The following is a 22,205-nucleotide window of genomic DNA, read 5'->3' on the forward strand; positions in this document are numbered from 1 at the left end:
ACGGCTGGGGGGATGAAAACGAAATGGATGTGAAATATAGACCTGAACCATGGCAAAACATGGGGGATGGTATGAATCGAATTACAAAAGATGCACTCATAAAATTACAGCGCGCAAATGAATTATTGAAAAAAATTGATGGAAGAATACGAGATTTAGACTCAGATGGCAGTATACATTTTAACCCAAAAGATCAATCGCAAAAAATCGGGGAATTACTTGATAGCTATTCGACATTACAAAGATATTGCGGAGAAGCAGGGCGATTGGTCTCTGAACATATAGATAAACCTTTTTTAGTAGAAATGGATAAATTCGCTCAAAAAATGAGAGATACATCTATTCTCAGTTTCGAAACAGATAACCGAATTGGCTCCACAACAACGACAGTATTACCAGATGCGCACGCAGGGTACGGAAGTGTACCACAAACAATAAAAACAAAAAAAGATAAAATAACAGTAGAAGATATTTTTAGAGATTCACCTGCATTTGATAACGTACTGAGAGAGGAATACAAAGAACTAAAAAAACAAAACCCAGATGCAAAATTAAATTATGAAGAATACAAGAAAGTAGTCCCATCCACACGAGGATTTGAATACAAATCGATAGAAGATGAACAGAAAAAACTAGAAATGGTGCGAGACATAGGAATAGGCCTAGGAATCATCATCACAACAATCCTTTGCCCACCACTCGGAACCGCTGCGGCAGTTGTATACGGCGCTGTACAAATCAAAAGTGGTATCGACGGAGAAGACTGGGGAACACACCGGAAATTGAGCCAAGAAGAGCGGGTAGGAAACATCATTTTTGGCGGATTAGACGCAATCCCAGTTGTTGGAGCAGTAGGAAAAGGAGTAAAAGCATTCAAAGACACGAGTGAATTGGCTGATTTAGCGAAATTATTAAAATACAAAGAAGGAATGCCTGGTTTTAATCCAAATTTGGGTGGAAATGTGGTACAATCGCTTAAGGAAAATAATCTATTAAAAAATTTAAAAATACAAGGCTGGAAAACCGTAGGTAAGATTAATGATGCAGACTACTTCATTAAAGGTCTAGTGGCAAAAGGTGTGGACTCCGTAACCCCATTCGCTAAAGGTGTAGAAATAATGCCAGATGGAAGTGTCGTTAGATCTGGAACGAACTATAGCGGGAAATTCCAAGAAGCCCATGATGCCTCAAAGGCGAGTATTCAGAGTAGGATCTCGAATTTGGAGAGTGGTGGGGTTAAGGGTACGGGTAGTAACGTAAACCCAAATAAAATTACGCTAACTCAGGAAAGAGAAAAATATTATCGAAAGAAAATAGATGAAGCTAAAGCGCGAGGAGATTATAAAGCAGCAGATGATATTAGATATGATCGTCATTGTGAAGAAACGAGACAACCTTTAGAGCGTAAAGATTGGGATGCTAGGACTGAAAATTTAAGAAAGAGCCAAGAGCGTGGAAGAGAAGAAGAAATAAAAGGGAGAAAAGCTTTGGGAGAACACCTAAATCGTACATTAGAGGACAATAACTCTGGCAAGGTTGTTACGTATACATCCAGTGAAGGGCATCTTACGCGTCCAGATAGTATAGGTCGTAATGCTAAGGATGAAATCGATTTAGTTCATGATCACAAACACAAAATAAGTGACAAAGAACACGTTATTCATAATGACAGTCAAATGCGTGCTGAAAGAGAGATGCTCGAAGATAAAAGTGGAAGTCATATTGTGACAATATCAAGTGATAAACCCGATTTGAATGGAATTCCTCCTCATCCAAGACCAAGTGGACCTTTAGCGAAGGAGAGTGACATTTTCTATACTGATCCGAATAGTGGTAAAGTGACACATAAGTGGGAAACACACCCAGATATCCCAGGTGGAGGTATATGGATAAAAATATAGATAAGTATGTAACTTTACTTTTTAGTATTAAGGGGGATTTAAATGAAACCTAATTATTTTACAATTGCAATGTATCCTACAGTATCGATTAATCAGGAAGAGATACTAGGTCGTCTTTTGGACGTGTTTGATTCGAATGAAAAATTTGCTCCTACTCATTGGGGTAACAGTGAAACCGTACGTGTAGAATATAATCGTGGGGAAATTCTTGAAAAGGTGATTTTGGAACGTAAAGTATCAGAAGTACACTTGTATCGTGATAAAGCAGTGCACTATAGAGGAAGCTTTAAAGTTAACTGGAGTCATAGGTCATATCTTGAGTTTGAGTTTCATAAATCAATACCTAAAAGTTTATGGTCTGCTTTTTTTGAGCTATCCGATCAAATCGCAGAAATTGTAAAACCACGTTTTGGGGTGTCGCAAATTTTTTGGAAAGCGTCTTATCCATGGAATACTGAACGTGAACGGTTACATATGTGGATGAATATGTCTGCCTTACCTATACCGGTAAGGTTTCTTCCTAACGGTCCTTTGGGGATAGGCGCTAGAACATATTTGAGTGGTCATATTTTAGACATGTTTGATAAGGAATTATTACTAAATAGCCCAGCTGTCGTATCAGAGCTGGATTGGGGTGGGATTTGTATAGATCTTTTACAAAATCCATTAGAAGCCGATATAGATATGTTACTTGATAGTTGGTTACATGTAATGAAATACTTAGAACCAGCTCAAGTAATGGCCATGCCAAGTTTTCATGAAAGTCGAATGGTTGTAACTTATTCTCCAAATGTTGCTTGGAAGGAGTATCTGGAAAGTTAAATGAAAGGAATTTTTAATCATGGATGAGAAAAATAATGATAGAATAAGAGTCATGGAAATATTAAATCAATCTCAATACAATGATGAAATTATAGATGGGCTAGATATGAGCAATTTAGACCTTACTTTTTCTGATTTGTCAGAGGTGATGGCAGAGGGTATCATGGCAAAACAAGTCCATTTAAGAGCTTCTTCACTAATGAGAGCATCGTTTTTTGATTGTGATTTTGAGTTTGCTGATTTCAGAAGCTGTAATTTAGAGGAAATACATATTGCAGATTGTAGATTTGGTGAAGCTAATTTCTCTAAAGCCAATATGAAATATGCAAAGGTAAATATAAGTAGTTGTTTTGAAACATGTTTTGATGAAGTTGATTTTTCATATGGAGAATTAGTTGGAACGATATTAAATCATGCTACTTTTCGACGAGCAAATTTATATAAAATAGATGCAAAACAGGCCGACTGTACGGGAACGGATTTCAGCAGCGCGAATCTTACAGAAGGCCATTTTGAAAAATCATATTTAGGAAATTCAAATTTATCAGAAGTAAATGCTAGAAATGCTGATTTTACAAACGCAGATTTAACAGGAGCAATCCTTTTAAATGGGAATTTCACGGATGCGAATTTTACCGGTGCTAAACTTGACAATGTAGTTTGGAAGGGAGCAAAGGTAGAAGGAGCCAAGTTTGACGAAGATGTTAAGGAACAAGTCTTAAAAATGATTTAAATATGATGGGAAGTATATACATTTAAGCACTCGAAAACCTATGATTGGTAGCGAGTGCTTTTTTCTTAGAGATATTAGAGATTGATAAATAAGTAAAAATCAATATAGATTATTTTTAAGGATTGTTAGATAGATTAAGTCGTGAATATTATATAATTGAAAATACATTAGTAAAAGGTGTGGACTCCGTAACCCCATTCGCTAAAGGTGTAGAAATCATGCCAGATGGAAGTGTCGTTAGATCTGGAACGAACTATAGCGGGAAATTCCAAGAAGCCCATGATGCCTCAAAGGCGAGTATTCAGAGTAGGATCTCGAATTTGGAGAGTGGTGGGGTTAAGGGTACGGGTAAGGTTACTAAGGATGTAGACAAAATTGATTATGGAGCTTATTTAAAAAAGAATATAGGAGATCCTCCAAAAGATATGTATGATCCGCATGCGCATCATATTGTATTTAAAAAGGGAAATGGAAAAGCCCAAAAAGAATTAGTTAAAGAGGGGCAAGAGATATTAAAGGAATATGATATTGATCCGATTTTAGGACTTGAAAATCTTGTTTGGGCTCCCAATAGGGTTAAAGGTCAGCATGGTATTGAAGCGCTTAGAAATGTTGTTGATAACCTAAAAAAAGTAAGAGATGCTGGTGGAGATAGAGATGATATATTAGAAATGCTTAATAAACTTGGAGATATTGCAAAAAGGAGGAAGTAATTAAGATGGATAGTAAGCAGGTTGCAAAAGAAATCAGGTCATCTATAAAAAATGGCAATGTTGAAGAGGTGGCTAAATTAATTGGTTCTAATAAAGAACTTTTAAATATGATGACACCTTTTGGGACATGGCTTCACGTTGCTGCTTCTAGAGGGAAGTTGGATATAGTAAAAAAACTAGTAGAACTTGGGTCAAATATAAATACGTTAGGTGGTGTATATGGTGGTGGAGCATTAAACGAAGCTGCTTCTGAAGGGTATATTGATATAGTAAGATATTTATTGTCATGTGGAGCTGATATGGACACAAGTGAGCCCGAAAGGAATCCATTGTTTGGTGCAATTAGTAATGAGCATGTTGATATTGCAAAACTGTTAATTGAGAGTGGGATAGATACAAAAGTTAAATATAGTGGTGAATCCATGAAAGATATAGATGCATTAACTTTTGCAAGGGAACAGGGTCAATTAGAAATTGTAAAGTTATTAGAGAACCAAAAAGAATTGAATACTACTATAACCGAAGTAAATGATAATAATCAAGATTATCATGATGAAATCTTAGAGCATGTAACTAAATACTTTGGAACTATCCAAAATACTATAATTGAGATTGTTCCTGGTAGTAAAGTTTCAGTCAATATCCATATAATTTCTCCGTCAATGAATAAAGATTTTGTAACTATGGTAACTACAGGTATGAGTGATGTACCTATGGGTTATTCAAATGAAGAAAGCGAGTTTAAATATGCAGAATTGTTATTGAAATTGCCTTCGAGTTGGGTAGTTGGGAAAGAGAATATGGAGGACAAAAACTATTATTGGCCTCTTGAATGGTTAAGGAAAGTAGCTCATATTCCACATATTTATGATGGATGGCTTGCTGAAGGAGTTATTCTTCCCAATGGAGAACCCCCACAACCATTTGCATCGAATACAAAATTATCATGTATAATGGTATGTCGTCCCAAAGAATTCGGACTAGATAAAGTTCAAGTTGAACAAGGAGATATAAATATTTATACACTTGTTCCTATTTATGAAGAAGAAAGAAATCTGGCGTTAGAAAAGGGTTATGAGTACCTACTTAAAAAAATGAATGAGAAAGGTATCTCAGATGTTTTAGATATAAACAGGGTAAATGTTGGTTTATAGTAAGAATTATAGATATTATTTAACGTAATAATGCTACGTTAGACAGGCCGATTATAGTCAGATAACACTATGATTGGTCTGTTTTTTTGTTTATTTAACTTAGTGCTTGCTTGTTTTACAAGAGAAGAAGAGTACTTTTTTGATTTTAGAACGAAAAGTGAAAAGAGAATTATAATTTTATAAGTGCACTAAGGGTACGGGTGATGATACGGGGAAAGAAGAATCTCAAAGGAATTATATGATGAATTAAGAGATGGAACGCCTACTGCAAAGTTACGAGAAAAAGTTAACGAGGGCATTGAGGATAAAATAGGAACGCCTGACCCTGCTTTACCTGGTAAGTATATTACAGGTAGACTTCAAGCTGATCATATCGTATCAATGAAAAATATAGCGAAGATGGAGAATTTTGATAAACTAACAAAAGAACAACAACTTAAAGTTTTAAATAATGAAGAGAATTTTTTAGGATTAAGTGAAGCAGCCAATAAATCTAAGGGGTCTAAATCTTATTCTGATTGGACAATTTATAAGAAAGAAAATATTGAAGTTGACCCTAAGTTTAGAGAAGAAATGATAAAGAAGGAAAAAGAATTAGAAATGAAATTACAACAACAAATGGATGATTTTGTTGAAGAAAATAAAAAAGGATATAGATAAATAAAGGAGATGACATAGCATTATGGAACAAAAACTTGGGTTTTTAAGAAAATATAAAAGAAATGCACAACTTATATCATGCCATGAGATTAATAAACTTGATTGTGGGAAAATACCAAATTCATGGTATGAATTGTTTCAAGAAGAAAACGTAGACAAGAGAGTTGAGATTATTTTATCGATATGGAAAGAGCAAGTAGGAGTGGAATTAAGAAACACTATTTCTTATTTGTCTAGGCACCTTGAGGAAGTAGAGCTTATGGACATAAATGGTAGATATTCAATTTTATACACTATTAAAACAGATAATGGTGAAATTCTATATTATGAGGGGGGAAATCCCAAAGATGAGTTTAATAATGAAGAATTAGAAAAATCTTGGGATAAGATTCCTTCAACAATACGAAATTTTTATCGAACTGTTCATAATGGTTTCTATTTTTATGCGAGTCAATCTATGGGTTTAGTTCCTTTAGAAAATGTAACTTTTTTTGATGATGATGAATGGGGTATTATTGAGGAGTTAGAAGAGCCTTTACAAATTGATTTACAAACTACTTTTGGTTTCTTTAAAAGTGGTATGGGTGGTTATGTTGCAGTAGATTATAAGAATTCTAATAATGATAATGCGACTTTATGGTGGACGAATAAAGAGCCTAGATATAATATGAATTTTTGGGACATAGTTGATGAATGGATAGTAATTGGATTTGAAGTTTAGTTTAAAGGTTCTGTTGCAAAGTTTTTATATAAATAAAAAAATCCTAATTTAGTAGGTAGAGTTTATACAACTTTGAATAGTTTCTTTAATTCATTGTACGTCGAAAAAACAAAGTACGAGATTAGGCGAGCTGACATTTTACTGGGTGATGAATATAAACACATGGAGTGTATATTAAACTAACAAACTCGTACAAACTCGTAAGTTTTAACATAGTATTTGTCATGATGTACAGAAGGTGTCATACTGTTACTACAAAACTTACAAATTTATGCTGCTTAAAAACAAATGAACTTAAAGCGCTTGATTGTCTACGAAAGACAACAAGCGCTTTTTTATTAGATAGGCATGTTATAAATGTTTAAAAATTATTTTTATGAATTAAGGTTAACAGAAATTACTAGTATTATATAATTGAAAATACATTAGCAAAAGGTGCGGACTCCGTATCCCTAATCTTTAAAGGTATAGAAATACTGCCAGATGGAAGTGTCGTTAGAACTGGAACGAACTATAGCGGGAAATTCCAAGAAGCCCATGATGCCTCAAAGGCGAGTATTCAGAGTAGGATCTCGAATTTGGAGAGTGGTGGGGTTAAGGGTACGGGTAACGCTGTTCATAGATCTGAAATTGACGAAGTAATTAAAAATAATGACGAGATGGAAATTTGATTAATAGATCAATTGTGCCTAAGGGATATGATAGTGTTGAAGATTTCTTAAAACAAGTAGATGATACTACTATCAAAGAATTTGGGTATGATAGTGTTGAAGAGTTTAAATCAGTAGTAGGATATGTTGATGACTTTTTAAACGCTTCACCTAAAAATAATATAATTAATAAAGGATTGGCAGGAGGAACACATGTGCAGGGTGTAGACTATGATGTGTTAGGTTTTCCTATTTTTAAAGGAGATAACTTAAAATTTACGTTAAAATTAAAGGAAGAATATTATGTTATGAAAGATACAGATCAGTTTAAAGAGTGTACAAGGATATTAAAAAAGGCAATTGAAGAAGGTAAAGTATCAAGAGAACTTTTTACTCCACAACAGCTTGATCAGATTGAAAAGGGAAGAACTAGAATAAAGGAGGTTACTTGGCACCATCATCAGGTTCCTGGAAAGATGTAATTAGTATTAGAAGATATTCATGGGGCAGTTAATCATATTGGTGGGAATAAATGATGGGGAGAGGGTATGAGATGAGAAAAGATTTAGAGTGGGAATATGCTGATGCAGAAGTATCAGAAACTAAGATTAAAGAAATTGGATTACAATTAGGCTTCCAGTTACCTCAAGATTATATTGATTGTGTAAAAATAAATGGAGGTGCGAGTGTATTACCAGAAGAATTTAAAGTAGGCAATGTAGAGCGTTGCTTTGGTAGTTTATTTAGTTTTGATGAGGAAAGTAGTGAGTACATTGTTAAAAAGTATGAAATATACAAACCTACGCTTCCGCAAAAAGTATTCCCTATTGCAATTGATCCAGCTGGAAATTTAATGTGTTTAGATTATAAAAATAATACAGAAAACCCAATTGTAGTTTTTTGGGAGCATGAGAATGCTGGCGAAAAAGAAATGTTAATGCGTCAAGAAGGTTTAACAGAAGCACAAGTAGAAGAACTGGCAAGAGAAAATGTATTTTTTGTTGCTAATACGTTTACAGAGTTCTTAAGTAAGTTACATGATTAATAGAAAGTTAAAATTAAAATGAACATACTACATAATATCAGTGCTATGTATACTGTTGATACAAAAGAACCTCCTTCGAAAGAAAAAGAAATTAAAGCGCTTCAGCATTTCTCAGTAATAGATGTACCTACAGAATATATAGAAATGATTCAGCTAGCTTCAAATGTTGAAATTAATGTTAATGACCAAATGTATATTAGGATATGGGGAGCTTCGGATTGCATAGAAATGAATGAAGCTTATAAAGTGCAGAATTACCTTCTTCATTCACTCGCAATTGGTGATGATGAAGGTGGGGGTGCATTAATTTATCTACAAGGTAAAGATGGTTTTGGTATATACTATAACAGTTTTGGAAATTTGGACATGGAGGATGCAGTTAAAATTGCACCATCTTTAACCGAGTTATTAGTAAATAATGTTGGTGTGAATATCTTATTAGACATTTGAGAACATGTAGAGAATTTGGTGTTATAGTTTCATTGTAATTTGTTTTCTAATAACTGTAGGGAATACAGCAAAGAAAAAATAACAATATCTATTATTAATATTCTTGGCTTAGTTTGTTAGTAAACAACCAGATACAAAAGAATACATATAAAGTATGAATAGGGATGTAGTAAAAATGACAATGATACAATTTAATTCTTATCATCAAAAAGTAGAGATAAAGAGAAATTTAGAACTTATTAACTTAGAATATAAAAAAATTAGAGAGTATGTAAATTTTGATGTATGTTCTTTTGAGCAATTAGATGAATTTCAAGTAGGATACAGCATTGACACCGATGGAAACTCACTTGTAACCGATGAGGAAGATACTTGGGATGCAAATTGGATTGTTATTGCATATGAAACTATGTGTGGAGATCCAATTATTATTGACTTAAGTGAGGAAGGATACCCTATATCTTCACTCATGCACGGAATGGATAGTTGGAGTGGTGACGATTTTCTTGCAGATTCCATGGAATCATTTATTAATTTTATGAAAGATATAGGTGATTTTCTAACTGAGAAACAAGTGTTAGAAGGTAAAAGAATGATACAAACTAAAGAATTGGATATATTGTTAAATGAGTTTTTGGAAAGCAATAAATTTACTGATTTTGAAATGTGGAACTCTTTATTAAGTCCATTATTTGATATTGCAGAAGAATATGAGCAAACAATGGAGATAAAAGTAAAAAAGATGAAGGAAGAAGGAAAGAAAATAACGGAGATTGCCCACATGCTTAATATAAAACCTAAAGAAGTGTATGAGTATATTAAGAAAGTTTAATAGTGCCTCTTCACTTTAGAGGGAACAATCAGGCACGATGATGGAGCGATACATGCAGAAAATGCTCGAATTTTTATAAAGCGGAAACAAAAATTTGCTGGAGAAGAATCCATTTTGATCAATCTTTTTTCAAAATAGATTCTTTTTATTTATCGTAAAACCTAGGATTAAGAGTTGTTTTTAATTAGACTTTAGGGCATTGGGGTTTCGAGGCAGCTCTGCATGAGTAAAGATACTTATAAAAAATCAATGAAATTCAAAAGAATATCCATAAGAATATCCATAAGTGAATACAGTATGGAGAATGGGAACGAAGGACGACGGGAAAGGTGGCTACAGGGATGAAGTATGGTGAAAATACTAAGTTAGTTGAGGAAGTTATCGAGTATATACAAAAAAGAAGCTTATTTGATAGGAATGATATAAAGTTACATGAATTATTACATGACATTGAAATGATTCATGATTTTGATAAAGCACAGGAATTGGCTTGGTCTCAAGATTTGGACGTTACCCAAATCGTTTGGGATGATATGAAATCGGATGAAAGTGCAAAATTATTAGAAGGAACTTATAACCCTAATATGGAATCAAAAAAAGATATGTTATATGAAGTTTTTTCTGATAACTATAATTATTATCAGGAGTTTATTTCTATTGATTATATAAATATTCTCGAAGAAGTAGAAAGAGACCTTGAGATGTGTGCAATAAATCGTTTAGTAAATGGAAAGGTGGATAATTTTTATCCCGCATTAACGGGCAGTAAGATCCCCACCTCAAAATCTAGCGAAAGCAAAGAAGTTAGGTGGGGGATCAACTGCCCGTAAAAGCCCGATTGGTTCAACTAATAATCAGCGAGGGATGAACAAAACCCCCACTGATTAAAGTTTCACTTTATGAAAAGGTATTTAAGGTATATAAAATGGGAGGATGGAAAGGTGAGTACATGAAAGGGAAAATGATTGTCTACTTACCAAATGAAAAATGAAGGCTTACATACCGACATACTTTATAAATTTAATGAACTCTATTGTGAAACGATTATAGAGAGATGACGGGTGATACGTAAAAATATCTTGATAGTTTAGGAGGGATTATTAAATGATTAATCTATCTAATATTCCAGATTTGATAGAAAAGTCGGCAGCGAGTGATATTGAAATTCAAGTAGTAGAAAATCGCATGAATGTTACATTACCTAATGTATATAAGGAATTATTGAGATGTGCAAATGGCTTTTCAATAGGTGGTGGGTTACTTATTTATGGTACGGAGCATATTGCAGAGAGGAACGAGGTTTGGGAGGTAGATGAGTATGCGAGGGGGTATGTCTCAATTGGTGATGACGGTGGTGGTAATGTATTTTTAATGGCTCAACATGCAGAGGAAAAAGAGGTGGTAGTAATTGATTCTGGGGACATGAATCCAAGCCATGCTACTGTAATTACCGCTGATTTTAAAAAATGGGTGAATAGTGGTTGTGTAAGTGAAATAGAACAGAAAACAATACATAAGTCATCTGATATTTGTAATATAGTGTTAGTGAAAACTCCTAATGAAGGTTTGAAAGATTTAATAAGAATAAAGAGCGTATTAGGGCTTGAGATTTCCGCAATTGATTTGCTAAAGGGTTCAAAAAATTTTCCTTATATATTAGTAGAGAGATTTCCATACGGGAAGGCGAAAAAACTCATTGAAAAATTAGCAATTGATAGTACTATACTGAGTATAGAAACGACTGGAAAAAACAGTTAATATCAGAGGGTAACTTTCATACGAATAGAGAAATCGATATGGATCCAAGGGAGTAAATAGGGAGAGTTAAAAATGATTATAAATGATGCAGTTTTTGGTGAGATTGAGTATACATATGGATGGGTTAAGGACATTAACGTTGAATTTTGTGGAAAAGAAGTTGAAATAGCATTGATAGTAAAAGGTGAAGAAGACGGTAAGTTTGATGAAGGACAATATACTGCTTATAATTCATTATTGCAAAATTGGGAACAATTGCAGCAAGTTTTTTTACAAGCAATTTTAGACTATTACAAGCAAGAGCGTCAACAATTAGGGTATGATATTGGATTTAATGAAAATTATCCGTATATCGAAACTATTGACCAATTACTTAGGAGAATCACTTTAGTTGGAATTGTAGTCCCATATGGAGATATTCATGAAGAGCGAGATATTGGGATAACTTTCGATTGTACGTGGGATACAGAGAATGGACTAGGAATACGTCTACTAAATGAAAAAGTAACTGAAGTGGGGTATCAAGACGTTGCTATTTAACTTTTAATCTAAGGAGTGAAAAAGTAGTATGAAAGAATTTGAGGAAAAGTTTAGTGAATTACAAGCTGATATGATATCTATATGTATGGAATATGTTGAAAATAGAGCTGATAAAGTATATGTGTACGCTTCATGTGAAGAAGATATGATTTCTAGTAGTTTCTTTTATTTCATTAACAATAAGTATGTAGAGTGTCACAAGGTGAATGATGCATTGGAAAATGGGGAAAAAAGATATGATGTATCTCCAGAACGAATGTTTCAGGTTCTACAAATTATAAGTGAAGATATTGAAGGAATTGAAATGTTATGCAAAGAATACGAAAAAGATATGCCAACTGAGATGAAATTAATATACGATACTAAGAGTGGTAAGTTTAAAGCTGAATATGAGTATGATTTAATCCATACAAATGATGATATAAAAACGGCGGATGATTTTGCTGATGAGTGGTTTGAGGAAGTGAAAAATAATAACCTTTAAAAGGGGTACAGTAATAGTTATATCTTAGTTAAATAGATAATGAGTGGGAGTAGAAAATGGAGAAATCAATGGATTTTAATGAGCAAATAGCCATTTTATATAAAATGCGTTTTCTAGAGAATGAAGGGGATGATATTGAAGTTTTTGAGAGTATTCTCAATGAATTAGCGAATAAAGGGACAAATGATATAATTCCTGATCTTTGTATAATTTTTGATGATGATATTGCTGAGCCATCAGCGGGTGACTACCTTATTGAAACGATTTTTTATATTGCTGAACATTCCGGGCGAGAGGAAGGGCTATACAAATTAGCTATTAGTATTCCTAAAATGTTACCTCATGCAGAATTCTGGGCGGAAAGAATTCATCGGACACTTTTACATTCAAAAGATTTAGTCGTATCGTATATGAATGTTTTAGAAAATATAAATAGTTCAGCAAAGCAAATAATTAAAGGGATTCTTCTTGAGATAAAAGAGGACGACCCAGATTTATATTTAGAAAAAGGAAATTCAATCTTAGAGAAATTGTGATAAGGGGATACTATGAAAAAGAACACATATTCAGTATCATTTGACTTTAATCGAGAGAATACTTGTAAATAAAATAGAATTCAGCCTTTTTTCTAGTATAAGGGGGGATAGTTTGTGGGAAAAGATGAAATTGCAAACTTATTAGACAGTATGTTAGATAAAGAATTAGAGGATTTAGATTCCCCTTCAGATAATGATTGGAGGGAACTGGAGAAAAAATTTGGTTGTCAATTTCCTAAAGAATTTAAATGCTTTATTGAACTAATGTCTGAATATGTATTTCCAGGAGATATTTTAAATGTTTCTAGTGGTAAAACGAACGGAAATGATACTATTGAATTTATTTATGATTATGAAATGAAAGAAGGTTTTTGGAAAAACGAACTAATCCCTTTTTATAGTATAGGTAATGGAGATTACTTTTGTCTTCATTCAAAAGAGGGTCAGCAAACGGGAGTTTACTTTTATTTTCATGAAGAACATGGTGTAACTAAGGAAGCCGATAATTTTGAAGAATGGTTAAATCAATTACCAATCTATTTGAATTAATAGCAAAAGATAGATTTGTAAAGAGGTTATTTAATAAATTTATATAAAATAACTCTAAATTTTGCGTGTAGGAATATGAAAATTTAGCTGAATTTGAATCTGCAAATAGCCTTGATATACTTCGTTAAAATATCAATCTAGATAAATAAAATGGTTAAAACTAGCTAGGGGAGCTTCGGAAAATATTTAACGGAGATGCCTAAAGCTTTACCAAAAATGGTTGAAAGTGCAAAAGAGTGAGCAATGCTACTAAACAAAAGAATTTTAAATAGTGATTTATGTAGAAGTGAGTATGCTAAAGTACTTGTAGGAATGAATTATGATATACAACTAAAAGTAATTGATTTACTTAATGAAATTATTACTAATAACCCTTAAAGATTTGAGGGCACTGCCAATGAGGTTATTAGTCAATTACAAGGAGTTCATAAAAATAAATAAGAATTGTAGAACTACTGTATTATAGATAAAACTAAGAACACCCTAGCGAAGAGCTAGGGTGTTTGTGTTATATAGTTTCACCATATGCTTCCGAATTAGGAGCAGGAGCAATCAACGAATCTTTTGTAGCGTTTCCTATAATAGAATGTAGGCGTTTAACATTTAAATATAGGAAGAAAAACAATTAAGCTTTTATTTTATTTAAAATGGATACTCTATTAGTAGTGAATAGTAAATAATTTTGCTTTACTGTCTTAATTAAAATACGATCAGTTGTACCATATGCTGTTCCAATTCGGATTACGCTTTTTTCTTCAACACCAGCATATGTATTATCTTCCGTTACCTCAGTGATTTCACATAATGGAATATGAATTTTAGAGAATTGCCATGAAATAATTAGTTCATCTTTTGTTTTTTCAACATGAATACCTAACATATTACCAGAACCTTTCTATAATAAAATTTCACTCGTGCTATTTTATTATACAAATTTATAGATTGTATTTCTATTTTTTTACAGGGGTTATACGACTAACAACGAGAAAAATGTTCATAATTACTTTCATTCCTATTATAATGAATTCTACAATAGAAAACAGAACGTATATTTGGTATAATCGAAATATACTATATGAAACGATGTACATGAGTTTGAGATTTATGAAAAAAGGTAAATACATAATAATACATACGCTATAGGATTCAGTTCATGTTATACAAATCAATCGTTAGAAAGGAAAAGAAGTATGAATCAAATTTCATTCGAAGATTTATTTGAAGAAGAAAACAAACCAGAAAAGGTGGAGGTAGCTGAGATTCCCGTACCTTTATCGCCCTTACAAAAGGATATTTTAGAGTTAATTAATTCTGAAGAAATAAGTGCACTTGAGTTATGCGAACAATTAATACGAGCTGGTAAAATATCAGATGAGAGATTCACAACGAATAAGCCTAAAGCATACGGGCAAGTATGCTTACTGTTAGAAGGTTTTGTTAAAGAAGAAAAGCTTATTTTTGTCAAAAGTGATGAGAAAAGAGATAGAGTATATAAATTGAAAGACGAAGATTCTAACGAATAAAATGTATAAAGTATAGTAATGAAATAAGGAAGTCCTCATATTTGTGTTGAAAGATTATTTTCACATAAGCGTGGGGATTTTTTTGAGGGAGGATGTATGAAAGATTGGGAGTATAATGAATTATTTCATGCAATCCGGGAGGCGTATGAAGAGTTATTAGATGAAGAGAGAGGGTATCGATATGCTATAGCAAAGCTAGCGGATGAATTTGATAATTTAGGAAAGATTGAAGATGTTATCGTTGATACTGCCATAGGAGAAATAGCAGTCAATCATCATATGGTTTTTGTTGGGCGTGTTAAAGGTATAACAAAGAGGCTAAGTATGTTTAATCTTCAAGAGGCAGAAGGTGAATTGACAGTAGAGGAAATAAAAGATTTATCGATAAAAATAAATAATGTAATAGAAGAATTAAAAAATATAAAGAGTGATTATAAATTTTTGGTTGAATAATTCATGTTTCTGCAAATGTAAGAGACATAGCTAAACAAGAGAATAGAAATCGCTGCATACATAAAACGTAAGATGGATGAGAGATAATAAAGGTTGGAAAAAGAATAAGACTAAAATAAAGAAATTAATAGTCATATGGTTATCAAAAATAAAAAAATTTATCTTATAGATAGTAAAATGGTTATTACTATATTACAAATAACCAACTTTTGGTTTATTTTTTATAGGAAAACAAAAGAGTAATCGTAAAGACTACTCTTTGATTTTTTTCTTTTCTTCCTTTTCAATTTCGGATACGGATTTTTCAGGGTCTTTTATAAGGTTTCCTAATTCCCCGGAACAGTCAAATTTATCTTCGAAATTTTCAGTAGTACTAATACGAGCTACAAAATCTAATTGTTGGTCATTATTTATATACCCTTTTAGTCTAGGTATGCCCATAGGACTAGTTTCGTGTTCTGTAAATGTAATAGATTTAACATCTTTAACATTATAATGAATATATTTTGCTACTCTTGTTTCTTGTACTTTCCAAAACTTTTCCTCTTCTTCTTTATGTTTTAAGTATTCCAAAGTAAAAAATCCTCCTGCCATGAGTAACAAAGCAGATACGCCCAAAATAACTACTTTCTTCATTGGAAATCTCCTTATGAAAAACTTACGATTGCATTCTTCTTAAAATGGGGTAGGGAAGACAAGAGTAGTGCAGAGACTATTCTTATTTCTTTTCTTTCTCTTCCTTTTCAATTTCGGATACGGATTTTTCAGGATCTTTTATAAGTTTTCCTAATTCTCCAGAACGTCCAAAATGATCTTCAAAATTCTCTGTGGTACTAATACTTGCTACAAACCATAATTCTTGATCACCATTTATATATCCTTTTATAGTAGGGATTCCCATCGGGTTCACCTCATGTTTTGTAAACGTAGTAGATTTCACATCTTTAATATTATAATGAATATATTTTTCTACCCTTGTTTCTTGTGTTTTCCAAAACTTTTCTTCTTTTTCTTTATGTTTTAAGTATTCCATTGTAAAAAAAACTCCTGCTATAATACAAATAATGGATAAAATCATTACTTTCTTCATAAAAAATCCCCTTATAAAAAACTTACCATTGCACTCTTCTTAAAATAGGATACAGAAAATAAGAGTAGTGCAAAGACTACTCTTGATGTTTTTCTTTCTCCTCCTTTTCAATTTCGGATACCGATTTTTCAGGGTCTTTTATCAGTTTTCCTAATTTCCCAGAACGCGTAAATTGGCCTTCAAAGTTTTCAGTTGTACTTATACGAGCTATGAAATCTAATTCTTTATTATTATTTATATAGCCTTTTAATCTAGGGACTCCCATAGGACTTACACTCTTTTCTGTAAACGTAATCGATTTTACATCCTGAATATTATAACGAATATACTTTTCTACCCTTGCTTCTTGTACTTTCCAAAACTTTGCCTCTTCTTCTTTTTGTTTTAAGTATTCCATTGTAAAATACCCTCCTGCTATAATACAAATAATGGATAAAATAATTACCGTTTTTTTCTTCATAGAAAATCCCCTTGTATTTAAATATAGTTAAAATATACCATGAAACGAGTTGAAACATATGGGTGAATTTAAAAAGAATCCAATTGCGACAGATGAAAATTATTTCGAACTAGCAGATCAAGTTTATGATGACCAAGTTTTAGAAAAAGGTAAAGAAATAAAAATGGCAGATGGTAAAAAGTGGGTAGTTATAGAATCAATTGATGCAGATTGTCAAAAAGTAAAAAATGGATTAGAAGCTATCGCAGTAGTACCAGCAGACAAATATGATGAAAATGCAACACATTATGATGATATAATCCTAGCATTTCGTGGAACAGAGCCTACGCAATTAGCAGATTTCGAAACAGATATCGATCAGATTACGTTTGGAATTAAAACACATTCTAAAGTAATTACTCCAAGTAACAGTCAAACTATAAAACCTGATTCTGAAACATCATTTGATACTGGATTAAAATGGGCAAAAAATGACATCGTAGCAAAATATAACCCTTCTTCTCTTCATACTACTGGACATAGTAAAGGTGGTGCAGAAGCGGACCTTATCGCTGCAGAATTAGATTGTTATGCAACTACATGGGCTGCACCAAATCCCTATGGTGTACTAAGTCCTGAAGCAAAAAAACGAGTAAATGAAGGAAAAATGGAAAATAAAGCAACTGATTATACACATGAAAATGACCCGATTGGTAACCACACTCAATTCGGTGCACCTCTAATTGGTAAGCAATACACAGTGAGACAGAACGATACAAAACAAGGACTTTTTACACGTTTAACTATGGACGGACACGGCAGAGATACATTTATGGGATCCTTTCATTCAAATGGAAGTCCCCTATTAAAATTAGAACCTGAAGATATTATAAGACAAGCACAAAAAATTCAAATGCTCAGTAATCGATTATCAGATATAGCAAAAAATATAGAAGAGTTTCAAAGAAGAGAGGCTGAAGCGGTTCAAAAGTTGAAAAGTCAATTAAAATATGAAACAGGGCCAGGTGGGAAATATCATCTATTAGAAGCCTATGAAATAGATGAAGCCATCTCACGAATTGCCAAAACGAAAGAAGGTGGAAATGACTATTTTCACGATGTATACATGGCAGAAGAATTAATTCATCTTTTAAGAAAAGAACAAAAAAGTTTAAGTAGATTTGGGGACGAAATTAGTGATGCAGCAAATTCACTTAGGGATAAAGATAATCAATTAGCGGGGAATTTTCAGTTTAGATAAGGAGAGAATTATATGATGGGTTTTATGGAGGAAATTAAAAAGATAGAAAAGCAAATCGAAAGTGTTACAGGAGATTTAGCGGATCAGGTTGTTGAGGAGTTACAAGCTGCTAAAAAACAGATTGAAAGAGAAATGCAGCGTATGATGTTAAAAACAGAAGTAGGGTTTAAATCAATAGACATTATAAAAGAAGATACATATGCTCTTCAAAAAAACATAGGGGCATTTCATGAATTACAAACAAGTCTAAGAGATATAGCAGCAGAATTAGAGAAAAGTTTTGAAAGTAAAACTGGCAGTAAAATCAATGAAGAATTAAAGAAATATGAAAAACAAATTAACAACAACATTTTTAATGAACATGTTCACTTAGCAAACAGTTGTGGGAAAAAATAAGAGAAGAGGAAAAACTAAAGATAGTTTCTATTGCTTTAATTTACTGAAAGAGATGCAATATGTAAATGCGAGATTTGGATTGAACAGAAAAGTGTGTCTGGTGATAAGTTATATGAATGGATAAATAATACAAATTGTATAGAAATATATGAGTTCGTTGAAGGTGAGAGTGACTTAAGGGGAAAGGCTAGAGTAGGAAATTTTGAAAAAGCATATTTGGGAAATGTAAATTTAACAGGAGCGATCCTTTTAAATGGGGATTTTACGGATGCGAATTTTACTGGTGCTAAACTTGACGGTACAGTTTGGAAGGGAGCAAAGATAGTAGGAGCCAAGTTTGAAGGAAGTATGAAAAAGTAAATATGAAATATGGTGAGAAGTAAATTAATTTTGAACATTTAAAGGTCTATGATGGATAGCATACGTTATAAACGAATATTAGAAAATTCCTCTCATTGTATATAGAAATTACATAATAAAAATAGAATTATATTACGATAAAAACTTACTTTTACATAATAGCTTAACCATTAGCTAATATTGTAAAGGAGGATTGAAAATGTTAAATGGTGTGTTAACGAAGGAGTATATAATACAGAATGGCATTGAGTTTGAAGAGTGTTTAGAATATGGGGGACCTTATGGGCTAGGAATAGTAGAGTGTGCAGATGATGGTAAAGAAAAATTGTTTACTGGCTTAGCTTATGATGTTTATGAGAATGGAAATATAGAATGTTATTTCTATGTAGAAAATGGTGTTAAACAAGGAGAGTATGTGGAGTTGTATATGAATGGAAATATAAAAAGAATCAGCAATATGAATAGAAGCACGGTTGAAGGCTGCCATGTTGAATTTTTTCAAAACGGAATGAAGAAGCATGAGTCTGAATGTATTGCGGGACGTGAAATGACTTTTAAAAAGTATGATGAACAAGGGAATATTGTAGAACAAAAAATAGAACCAACTGAATTCGATATATTATATGCGGAAAAATTCAGTAGCGGTTTAAACAAGTAAGAAGCATTACATTAAGAATATTGAATGTTGATAAAATAACAAATTGTAATTCGATTGAGAGATAGTCGTAGAAAGATATATATGAAATGTGAAGAGGTATCGAAATATAGAAGTATGTTTATGGCGCGAACAAACAAATATAAATGAGAAAAAGACTTGAGGAGATTCAGTGGGGTGGTAGGAGATGAATAAAGTAGAATGGAGATCACCAGATAAGCCTTTATTGCGAGAAAATGTAAAGAATGTGGAAAAAGAGTTGGGCATTCATTTTCCTTTAGATTATATAGAATGTGTAATGAAGAATAACGGAGCACATGTTAGCCCAGAAGTATTTGAAGTTGAGGGGAAGAGAAAAGTTTTTGGTACATTACTAACTTATGATATGGATGATGATGAAAATATTATTGAGGTATTCTATGACTACAATGACACATTACCGAGTGCATTGGTGCCATTCGCATTTGATCCAGCAGGAAATTTAATTTGCTTTGATTATAAAAATCATGAAGAAGATCCAATTGTCGTCTTTTGGGAACATGAGGGGGCATGGGAAAAGGAAACATTGATGGAAAGCGAAGGGATTACGGCTGAAGAAGCAGAGGAAGTAGCGAGAGAAAATGTATTCTATATTGCTAATAATTTTACGGAGTTTTTAAATAAGTTACATGATTAATAGTGGGAAAGGATTCAAACTTATCTGGCAGTGATAAATGAAAATAGTTACATAACCTCGTTCCTAATAAAGTGGGGATTAAAATGAAACCGAATAATTTTACAATCGCAATGTATCCTACAGTAGCATTTAACGAGGAAGAGATATTGAATCGTCTTCTAGATGTATTTGAGTCAAACGAAAAATCCGCTCCTACTCATTGGGGAAACTGTGAAACGGTGCAGGTAGAATATAATCGCCAGGAAATCATAGAAAAAGTAATTTCGGAGCGTAGAGTATCTGAAGTTCACCTCTATCATGATAAACAGTGCACTATTAACTCTACATCAGTAGAGTTAATAAATTATTTAAATAAAAAACTGTTAATAAACAACGAGAATTAATGACGGGTTATATTCACTTAAGAATATAACCCTATTTATCAGAACCAGTAGTACATAAGGAGATTATCCCACGGGTTATTTACAAATATTGGACGAGGAATATTTGACGCTGTAAAAGAAAAAATATTGACTCTTATATCATTATTGATGTTGTCCTCAATTTTCCTCATGTAGCACTTGAAAATCAGTAACAAGTGAAACGATTTTTCCTGCTTCATCAATTCCCCAATAGGAAGGATAAAATCCATCTCCATAACCTGAACGGAATATAATAATATTACTTCCTGTTTCCTCACACACCACGCAATTTCCCCAATCTTCATCATGTTCGGTTAGTATGTCATCTATAAGATCATCATACAAACTAGTAAATTCTTCTCCTAGTTCTTGTTGTAACCTGTCTTCTATTTCTTCTAACTTACCAATTGCTTCAACATCTGCAAAGCACCCTAAGCCTGTATCAACTGGGTAACCAAAAATATATCCGTCTTCCAGTTCACTGACATTTTGTCCTGGTTTTGTTGCCATCTTCCATCCTACCACTTTTGACTCCGACAATTTCAATTCAGCACCAGCAATGACTCCATCTTCCTTATACCACCAAGCAACAATTGGATATGTACCTGGCTGAATTGTTTGTTCGAAGTGATTTTCATTAAAAATAAGAGGATCACAAGCAACAATTTTACCTGAAGTAACTTTCAACTGTTCTAGTGCTTCGGGACGCAGGGCCTCACTATCCGGTTTAGATAATTCACGTAATAACTTTGACATAATGTTTCTCTCCCTTTCCTTTTAAAATATTTGTTGGTGCTGCCTCCCATATATTTTTACATGAGTTACATTTGTGTTCTATGGTATTTCTAGCGCCTTTATATGTTCCTATAACTTTGATATTATCGCCATGAGCTTCTAAAACCTCTGCGGCATATCGTACCCGCGTTTTCTAATAGTTCCGCAACATATTCTTCATGCGTTTTACGTTTTCGGATATGTTGCTCCCCCGTACAAGTGTAGATAGAACAAACCTTTATTCATTGAAAAATATAACAAATGAATTTGACTTTAAAATTAGACCCAGTTTTGAGGATGTAAATAATAATCTACCCGTTGATTATATTATTTTAAGAGTAAAAATGCATTAATTAAAAATTCAATAAAAGAAGATCGAACTAGATAGTCTTTCTAGATTGATCTTCTTATTTTATATTCTCAAAGGATATTCCCCTTCACTGCAACTCATTGCAATATGTCTACTTCTGTGACACATTACACAATTGTACAGAGATAATGAAGTAATATGAAAAATAATATAAAGATTTTAATTTAATCCTATATATTTTTTATAAATTCTAAAAGTAAATCCCTTATTTTTGGTATGATTGACAGAGATTATTTAATTTCTTATGAATATTCTTGAA

General features: G+C 32.7%; 28 protein-coding genes and 4 pseudogenes. 27 read left to right on the top strand and 5 right to left on the bottom strand.

Annotated features, from left to right (window positions below):
* Positions 1 to 23: 23 nt before the first annotated feature.
* The 19 genes and pseudogenes from ACLBWW_RS18015 to ACLBWW_RS18105 all read left to right on the top strand — a co-directional run.
* Positions 24 to 1,901 carry an ADP-ribosyltransferase gene (locus ACLBWW_RS18015; protein ID WP_098221703.1) on the top strand — a complete coding sequence of 626 codons (1,878 nt, stop codon included), beginning with the start codon at positions 24 to 26 and terminating at the stop codon, positions 1,899 to 1,901.
* A gap of 42 nt (positions 1,902 to 1,943) precedes the next feature.
* A complete protein-coding gene (locus ACLBWW_RS18020) occupies positions 1,944 to 2,723 on the top strand; it encodes a hypothetical protein (RefSeq protein WP_048544637.1) in 780 nt (259 codons plus the stop codon).
* A 19-nt stretch (positions 2,724 to 2,742) separates the two neighbouring features.
* Positions 2,743 to 3,456, top strand: coding sequence for a pentapeptide repeat-containing protein (locus ACLBWW_RS18025; protein ID WP_048544639.1), 714 nt, complete (start codon positions 2,743 to 2,745; stop codon positions 3,454 to 3,456).
* 122 nt (positions 3,457 to 3,578) lie between these two features.
* Positions 3,579 to 4,169 carry an AHH domain-containing protein gene (locus ACLBWW_RS18030; protein WP_095205713.1) on the top strand — a complete coding sequence of 197 codons (591 nt, stop codon included), beginning with the start codon at positions 3,579 to 3,581 and terminating at the stop codon, positions 4,167 to 4,169.
* Positions 4,170 to 4,174: 5 nt separating this feature from the next.
* A complete protein-coding gene (locus ACLBWW_RS18035; protein ID WP_098078230.1) occupies positions 4,175 to 5,323 on the top strand; it encodes a suppressor of fused domain protein in 1,149 nt (382 codons plus the stop codon).
* A 399-nt stretch (positions 5,324 to 5,722) separates the two neighbouring features.
* Positions 5,723 to 5,983, top strand: coding sequence for a hypothetical protein (locus tag ACLBWW_RS18040; protein ID WP_255286872.1), 261 nt, complete (start codon positions 5,723 to 5,725; stop codon positions 5,981 to 5,983).
* A gap of 22 nt (positions 5,984 to 6,005) precedes the next feature.
* Positions 6,006 to 6,704, top strand: coding sequence for an SMI1/KNR4 family protein (locus ACLBWW_RS18045; protein ID WP_048544645.1), 699 nt, complete (start codon positions 6,006 to 6,008; stop codon positions 6,702 to 6,704).
* A 173-nt stretch (positions 6,705 to 6,877) separates the two neighbouring features.
* Positions 6,878 to 7,069 (top strand): hypothetical protein, encoded by a 192-nt coding sequence (locus tag ACLBWW_RS18050; protein ID WP_048544839.1) that lies wholly within the window; start codon positions 6,878 to 6,880, stop codon positions 7,067 to 7,069.
* Positions 7,070 to 7,159: 90 nt separating this feature from the next.
* Positions 7,160 to 7,890 (top strand): annotated as a pseudogene (locus tag ACLBWW_RS18055) (HNH endonuclease).
* Between the two features lie 17 nt (positions 7,891 to 7,907).
* Positions 7,908 to 8,399, top strand: coding sequence for an SMI1/KNR4 family protein (locus ACLBWW_RS18060; protein WP_088067322.1), 492 nt, complete (start codon positions 7,908 to 7,910; stop codon positions 8,397 to 8,399).
* Positions 8,400 to 8,417: 18 nt separating this feature from the next.
* Positions 8,418 to 8,849, top strand: coding sequence for an SMI1/KNR4 family protein (locus tag ACLBWW_RS18065; RefSeq protein WP_001023210.1), 432 nt, complete (start codon positions 8,418 to 8,420; stop codon positions 8,847 to 8,849).
* 175 nt (positions 8,850 to 9,024) lie between these two features.
* Complete coding sequence (locus ACLBWW_RS18070; protein ID WP_447614150.1) at positions 9,025 to 9,681, top strand: SMI1/KNR4 family protein; 657 nt, start codon at positions 9,025 to 9,027, stop codon at positions 9,679 to 9,681.
* A 341-nt stretch (positions 9,682 to 10,022) separates the two neighbouring features.
* The gene (locus tag ACLBWW_RS18075; RefSeq protein ID WP_033687094.1) at positions 10,023 to 10,511 is read left to right on the top strand and encodes a hypothetical protein; all 489 of its coding nucleotides are present in this window, start codon (positions 10,023 to 10,025) and stop codon (positions 10,509 to 10,511) included.
* Positions 10,512 to 10,785: 274 nt separating this feature from the next.
* Positions 10,786 to 11,439 (top strand): SMI1/KNR4 family protein, encoded by a 654-nt coding sequence (locus ACLBWW_RS18080; RefSeq protein ID WP_098137191.1) that lies wholly within the window; start codon positions 10,786 to 10,788, stop codon positions 11,437 to 11,439.
* Positions 11,440 to 11,511: 72 nt separating this feature from the next.
* Positions 11,512 to 11,979 (top strand): DUF2004 domain-containing protein, encoded by a 468-nt coding sequence (locus ACLBWW_RS18085; RefSeq protein WP_098137190.1) that lies wholly within the window; start codon positions 11,512 to 11,514, stop codon positions 11,977 to 11,979.
* Between the two features lie 28 nt (positions 11,980 to 12,007).
* Positions 12,008 to 12,463 carry an immunity protein YezG family protein gene (locus tag ACLBWW_RS18090; protein ID WP_098137189.1) on the top strand — a complete coding sequence of 152 codons (456 nt, stop codon included), beginning with the start codon at positions 12,008 to 12,010 and terminating at the stop codon, positions 12,461 to 12,463.
* Positions 12,464 to 12,531: 68 nt separating this feature from the next.
* Positions 12,532 to 12,999 carry an Imm30 family immunity protein gene (locus ACLBWW_RS18095; RefSeq protein WP_447614177.1) on the top strand — a complete coding sequence of 156 codons (468 nt, stop codon included), beginning with the start codon at positions 12,532 to 12,534 and terminating at the stop codon, positions 12,997 to 12,999.
* Between the two features lie 114 nt (positions 13,000 to 13,113).
* Complete coding sequence (locus ACLBWW_RS18100; protein WP_048566036.1) at positions 13,114 to 13,548, top strand: SMI1/KNR4 family protein; 435 nt, start codon at positions 13,114 to 13,116, stop codon at positions 13,546 to 13,548.
* Positions 13,549 to 13,725: 177 nt separating this feature from the next.
* Positions 13,726 to 13,989: pseudogene (locus ACLBWW_RS18105) on the top strand (Imm30 family immunity protein); the annotation flags it as partial.
* Positions 13,990 to 14,173: 184 nt separating this feature from the next.
* Here the strand turns inward: ACLBWW_RS18105 and ACLBWW_RS18110 are convergent.
* Positions 14,174 to 14,428, bottom strand: coding sequence for a SunI/YnzG family protein (locus ACLBWW_RS18110; RefSeq protein WP_000900622.1), 255 nt, complete (start codon positions 14,426 to 14,428; stop codon positions 14,174 to 14,176).
* A gap of 310 nt (positions 14,429 to 14,738) precedes the next feature.
* On the opposite strand from ACLBWW_RS18110, the gene ACLBWW_RS18115 reads away from it, so the two are divergent.
* Both ACLBWW_RS18115 and ACLBWW_RS18120 read left to right on the top strand, forming a co-directional pair.
* Positions 14,739 to 15,071, top strand: a complete 333-nt coding sequence (locus tag ACLBWW_RS18115) for a DUF3895 domain-containing protein (protein WP_048566040.1) — start codon at positions 14,739 to 14,741, stop codon at positions 15,069 to 15,071.
* A gap of 96 nt (positions 15,072 to 15,167) precedes the next feature.
* The gene (locus ACLBWW_RS18120; RefSeq protein ID WP_048544694.1) at positions 15,168 to 15,524 is read left to right on the top strand and encodes an Imm3 family immunity protein; all 357 of its coding nucleotides are present in this window, start codon (positions 15,168 to 15,170) and stop codon (positions 15,522 to 15,524) included.
* Positions 15,525 to 15,776: 252 nt separating this feature from the next.
* On the opposite strand, the gene ACLBWW_RS18125 is transcribed toward ACLBWW_RS18120, so the two are convergent.
* From ACLBWW_RS18125 to ACLBWW_RS18135, 3 genes are all read right to left on the bottom strand, one after another.
* Positions 15,777 to 16,160, bottom strand: coding sequence for a DUF1433 domain-containing protein (locus ACLBWW_RS18125; RefSeq protein WP_000758183.1), 384 nt, complete (start codon positions 16,158 to 16,160; stop codon positions 15,777 to 15,779).
* A gap of 82 nt (positions 16,161 to 16,242) precedes the next feature.
* Complete coding sequence (locus ACLBWW_RS18130) at positions 16,243 to 16,614, bottom strand: DUF1433 domain-containing protein (protein ID WP_048544696.1); 372 nt, start codon at positions 16,612 to 16,614, stop codon at positions 16,243 to 16,245.
* A 76-nt stretch (positions 16,615 to 16,690) separates the two neighbouring features.
* A complete protein-coding gene (locus ACLBWW_RS18135; protein WP_046957991.1) occupies positions 16,691 to 17,074 on the bottom strand; it encodes a DUF1433 domain-containing protein in 384 nt (127 codons plus the stop codon).
* 58 nt (positions 17,075 to 17,132) lie between these two features.
* Between ACLBWW_RS18135 and ACLBWW_RS18140 the strand changes: the two genes are divergently transcribed.
* From ACLBWW_RS18140 to ACLBWW_RS18165, 6 genes and pseudogenes are all read left to right on the top strand, one after another.
* Positions 17,133 to 18,314 (top strand): cytoplasmic protein, encoded by a 1,182-nt coding sequence (locus tag ACLBWW_RS18140; protein WP_060487697.1) that lies wholly within the window; start codon positions 17,133 to 17,135, stop codon positions 18,312 to 18,314.
* 12 nt (positions 18,315 to 18,326) lie between these two features.
* A complete protein-coding gene (locus ACLBWW_RS18145) occupies positions 18,327 to 18,710 on the top strand; it encodes a hypothetical protein (protein ID WP_048544701.1) in 384 nt (127 codons plus the stop codon).
* 195 nt (positions 18,711 to 18,905) lie between these two features.
* A pseudogene (locus ACLBWW_RS18150) lies at positions 18,906 to 19,070 on the top strand (pentapeptide repeat-containing protein); the annotation flags it as partial.
* A gap of 199 nt (positions 19,071 to 19,269) precedes the next feature.
* The gene (locus tag ACLBWW_RS18155) at positions 19,270 to 19,728 is read left to right on the top strand and encodes a toxin-antitoxin system YwqK family antitoxin (protein ID WP_048544706.1); all 459 of its coding nucleotides are present in this window, start codon (positions 19,270 to 19,272) and stop codon (positions 19,726 to 19,728) included.
* Between the two features lie 184 nt (positions 19,729 to 19,912).
* Positions 19,913 to 20,401 carry an SMI1/KNR4 family protein gene (locus ACLBWW_RS18160; protein WP_098123310.1) on the top strand — a complete coding sequence of 163 codons (489 nt, stop codon included), beginning with the start codon at positions 19,913 to 19,915 and terminating at the stop codon, positions 20,399 to 20,401.
* Positions 20,402 to 20,484: 83 nt separating this feature from the next.
* A pseudogene (locus ACLBWW_RS18165) lies at positions 20,485 to 20,706 on the top strand (hypothetical protein); the annotation flags it as partial.
* A 234-nt stretch (positions 20,707 to 20,940) separates the two neighbouring features.
* Here the strand turns inward: ACLBWW_RS18165 and ACLBWW_RS18170 are convergent.
* Positions 20,941 to 21,558: a DUF4241 domain-containing protein gene (locus ACLBWW_RS18170; protein ID WP_447614152.1), complete on the bottom strand. Its 618-nt coding sequence runs from the start codon at positions 21,556 to 21,558 to the stop codon at positions 20,941 to 20,943.
* Positions 21,559 to 22,205: the final 647 nt, after the last annotated feature.

The sequence above is a fragment of the Bacillus sp. M5A3_1b genome (assembly GCF_053345335.1).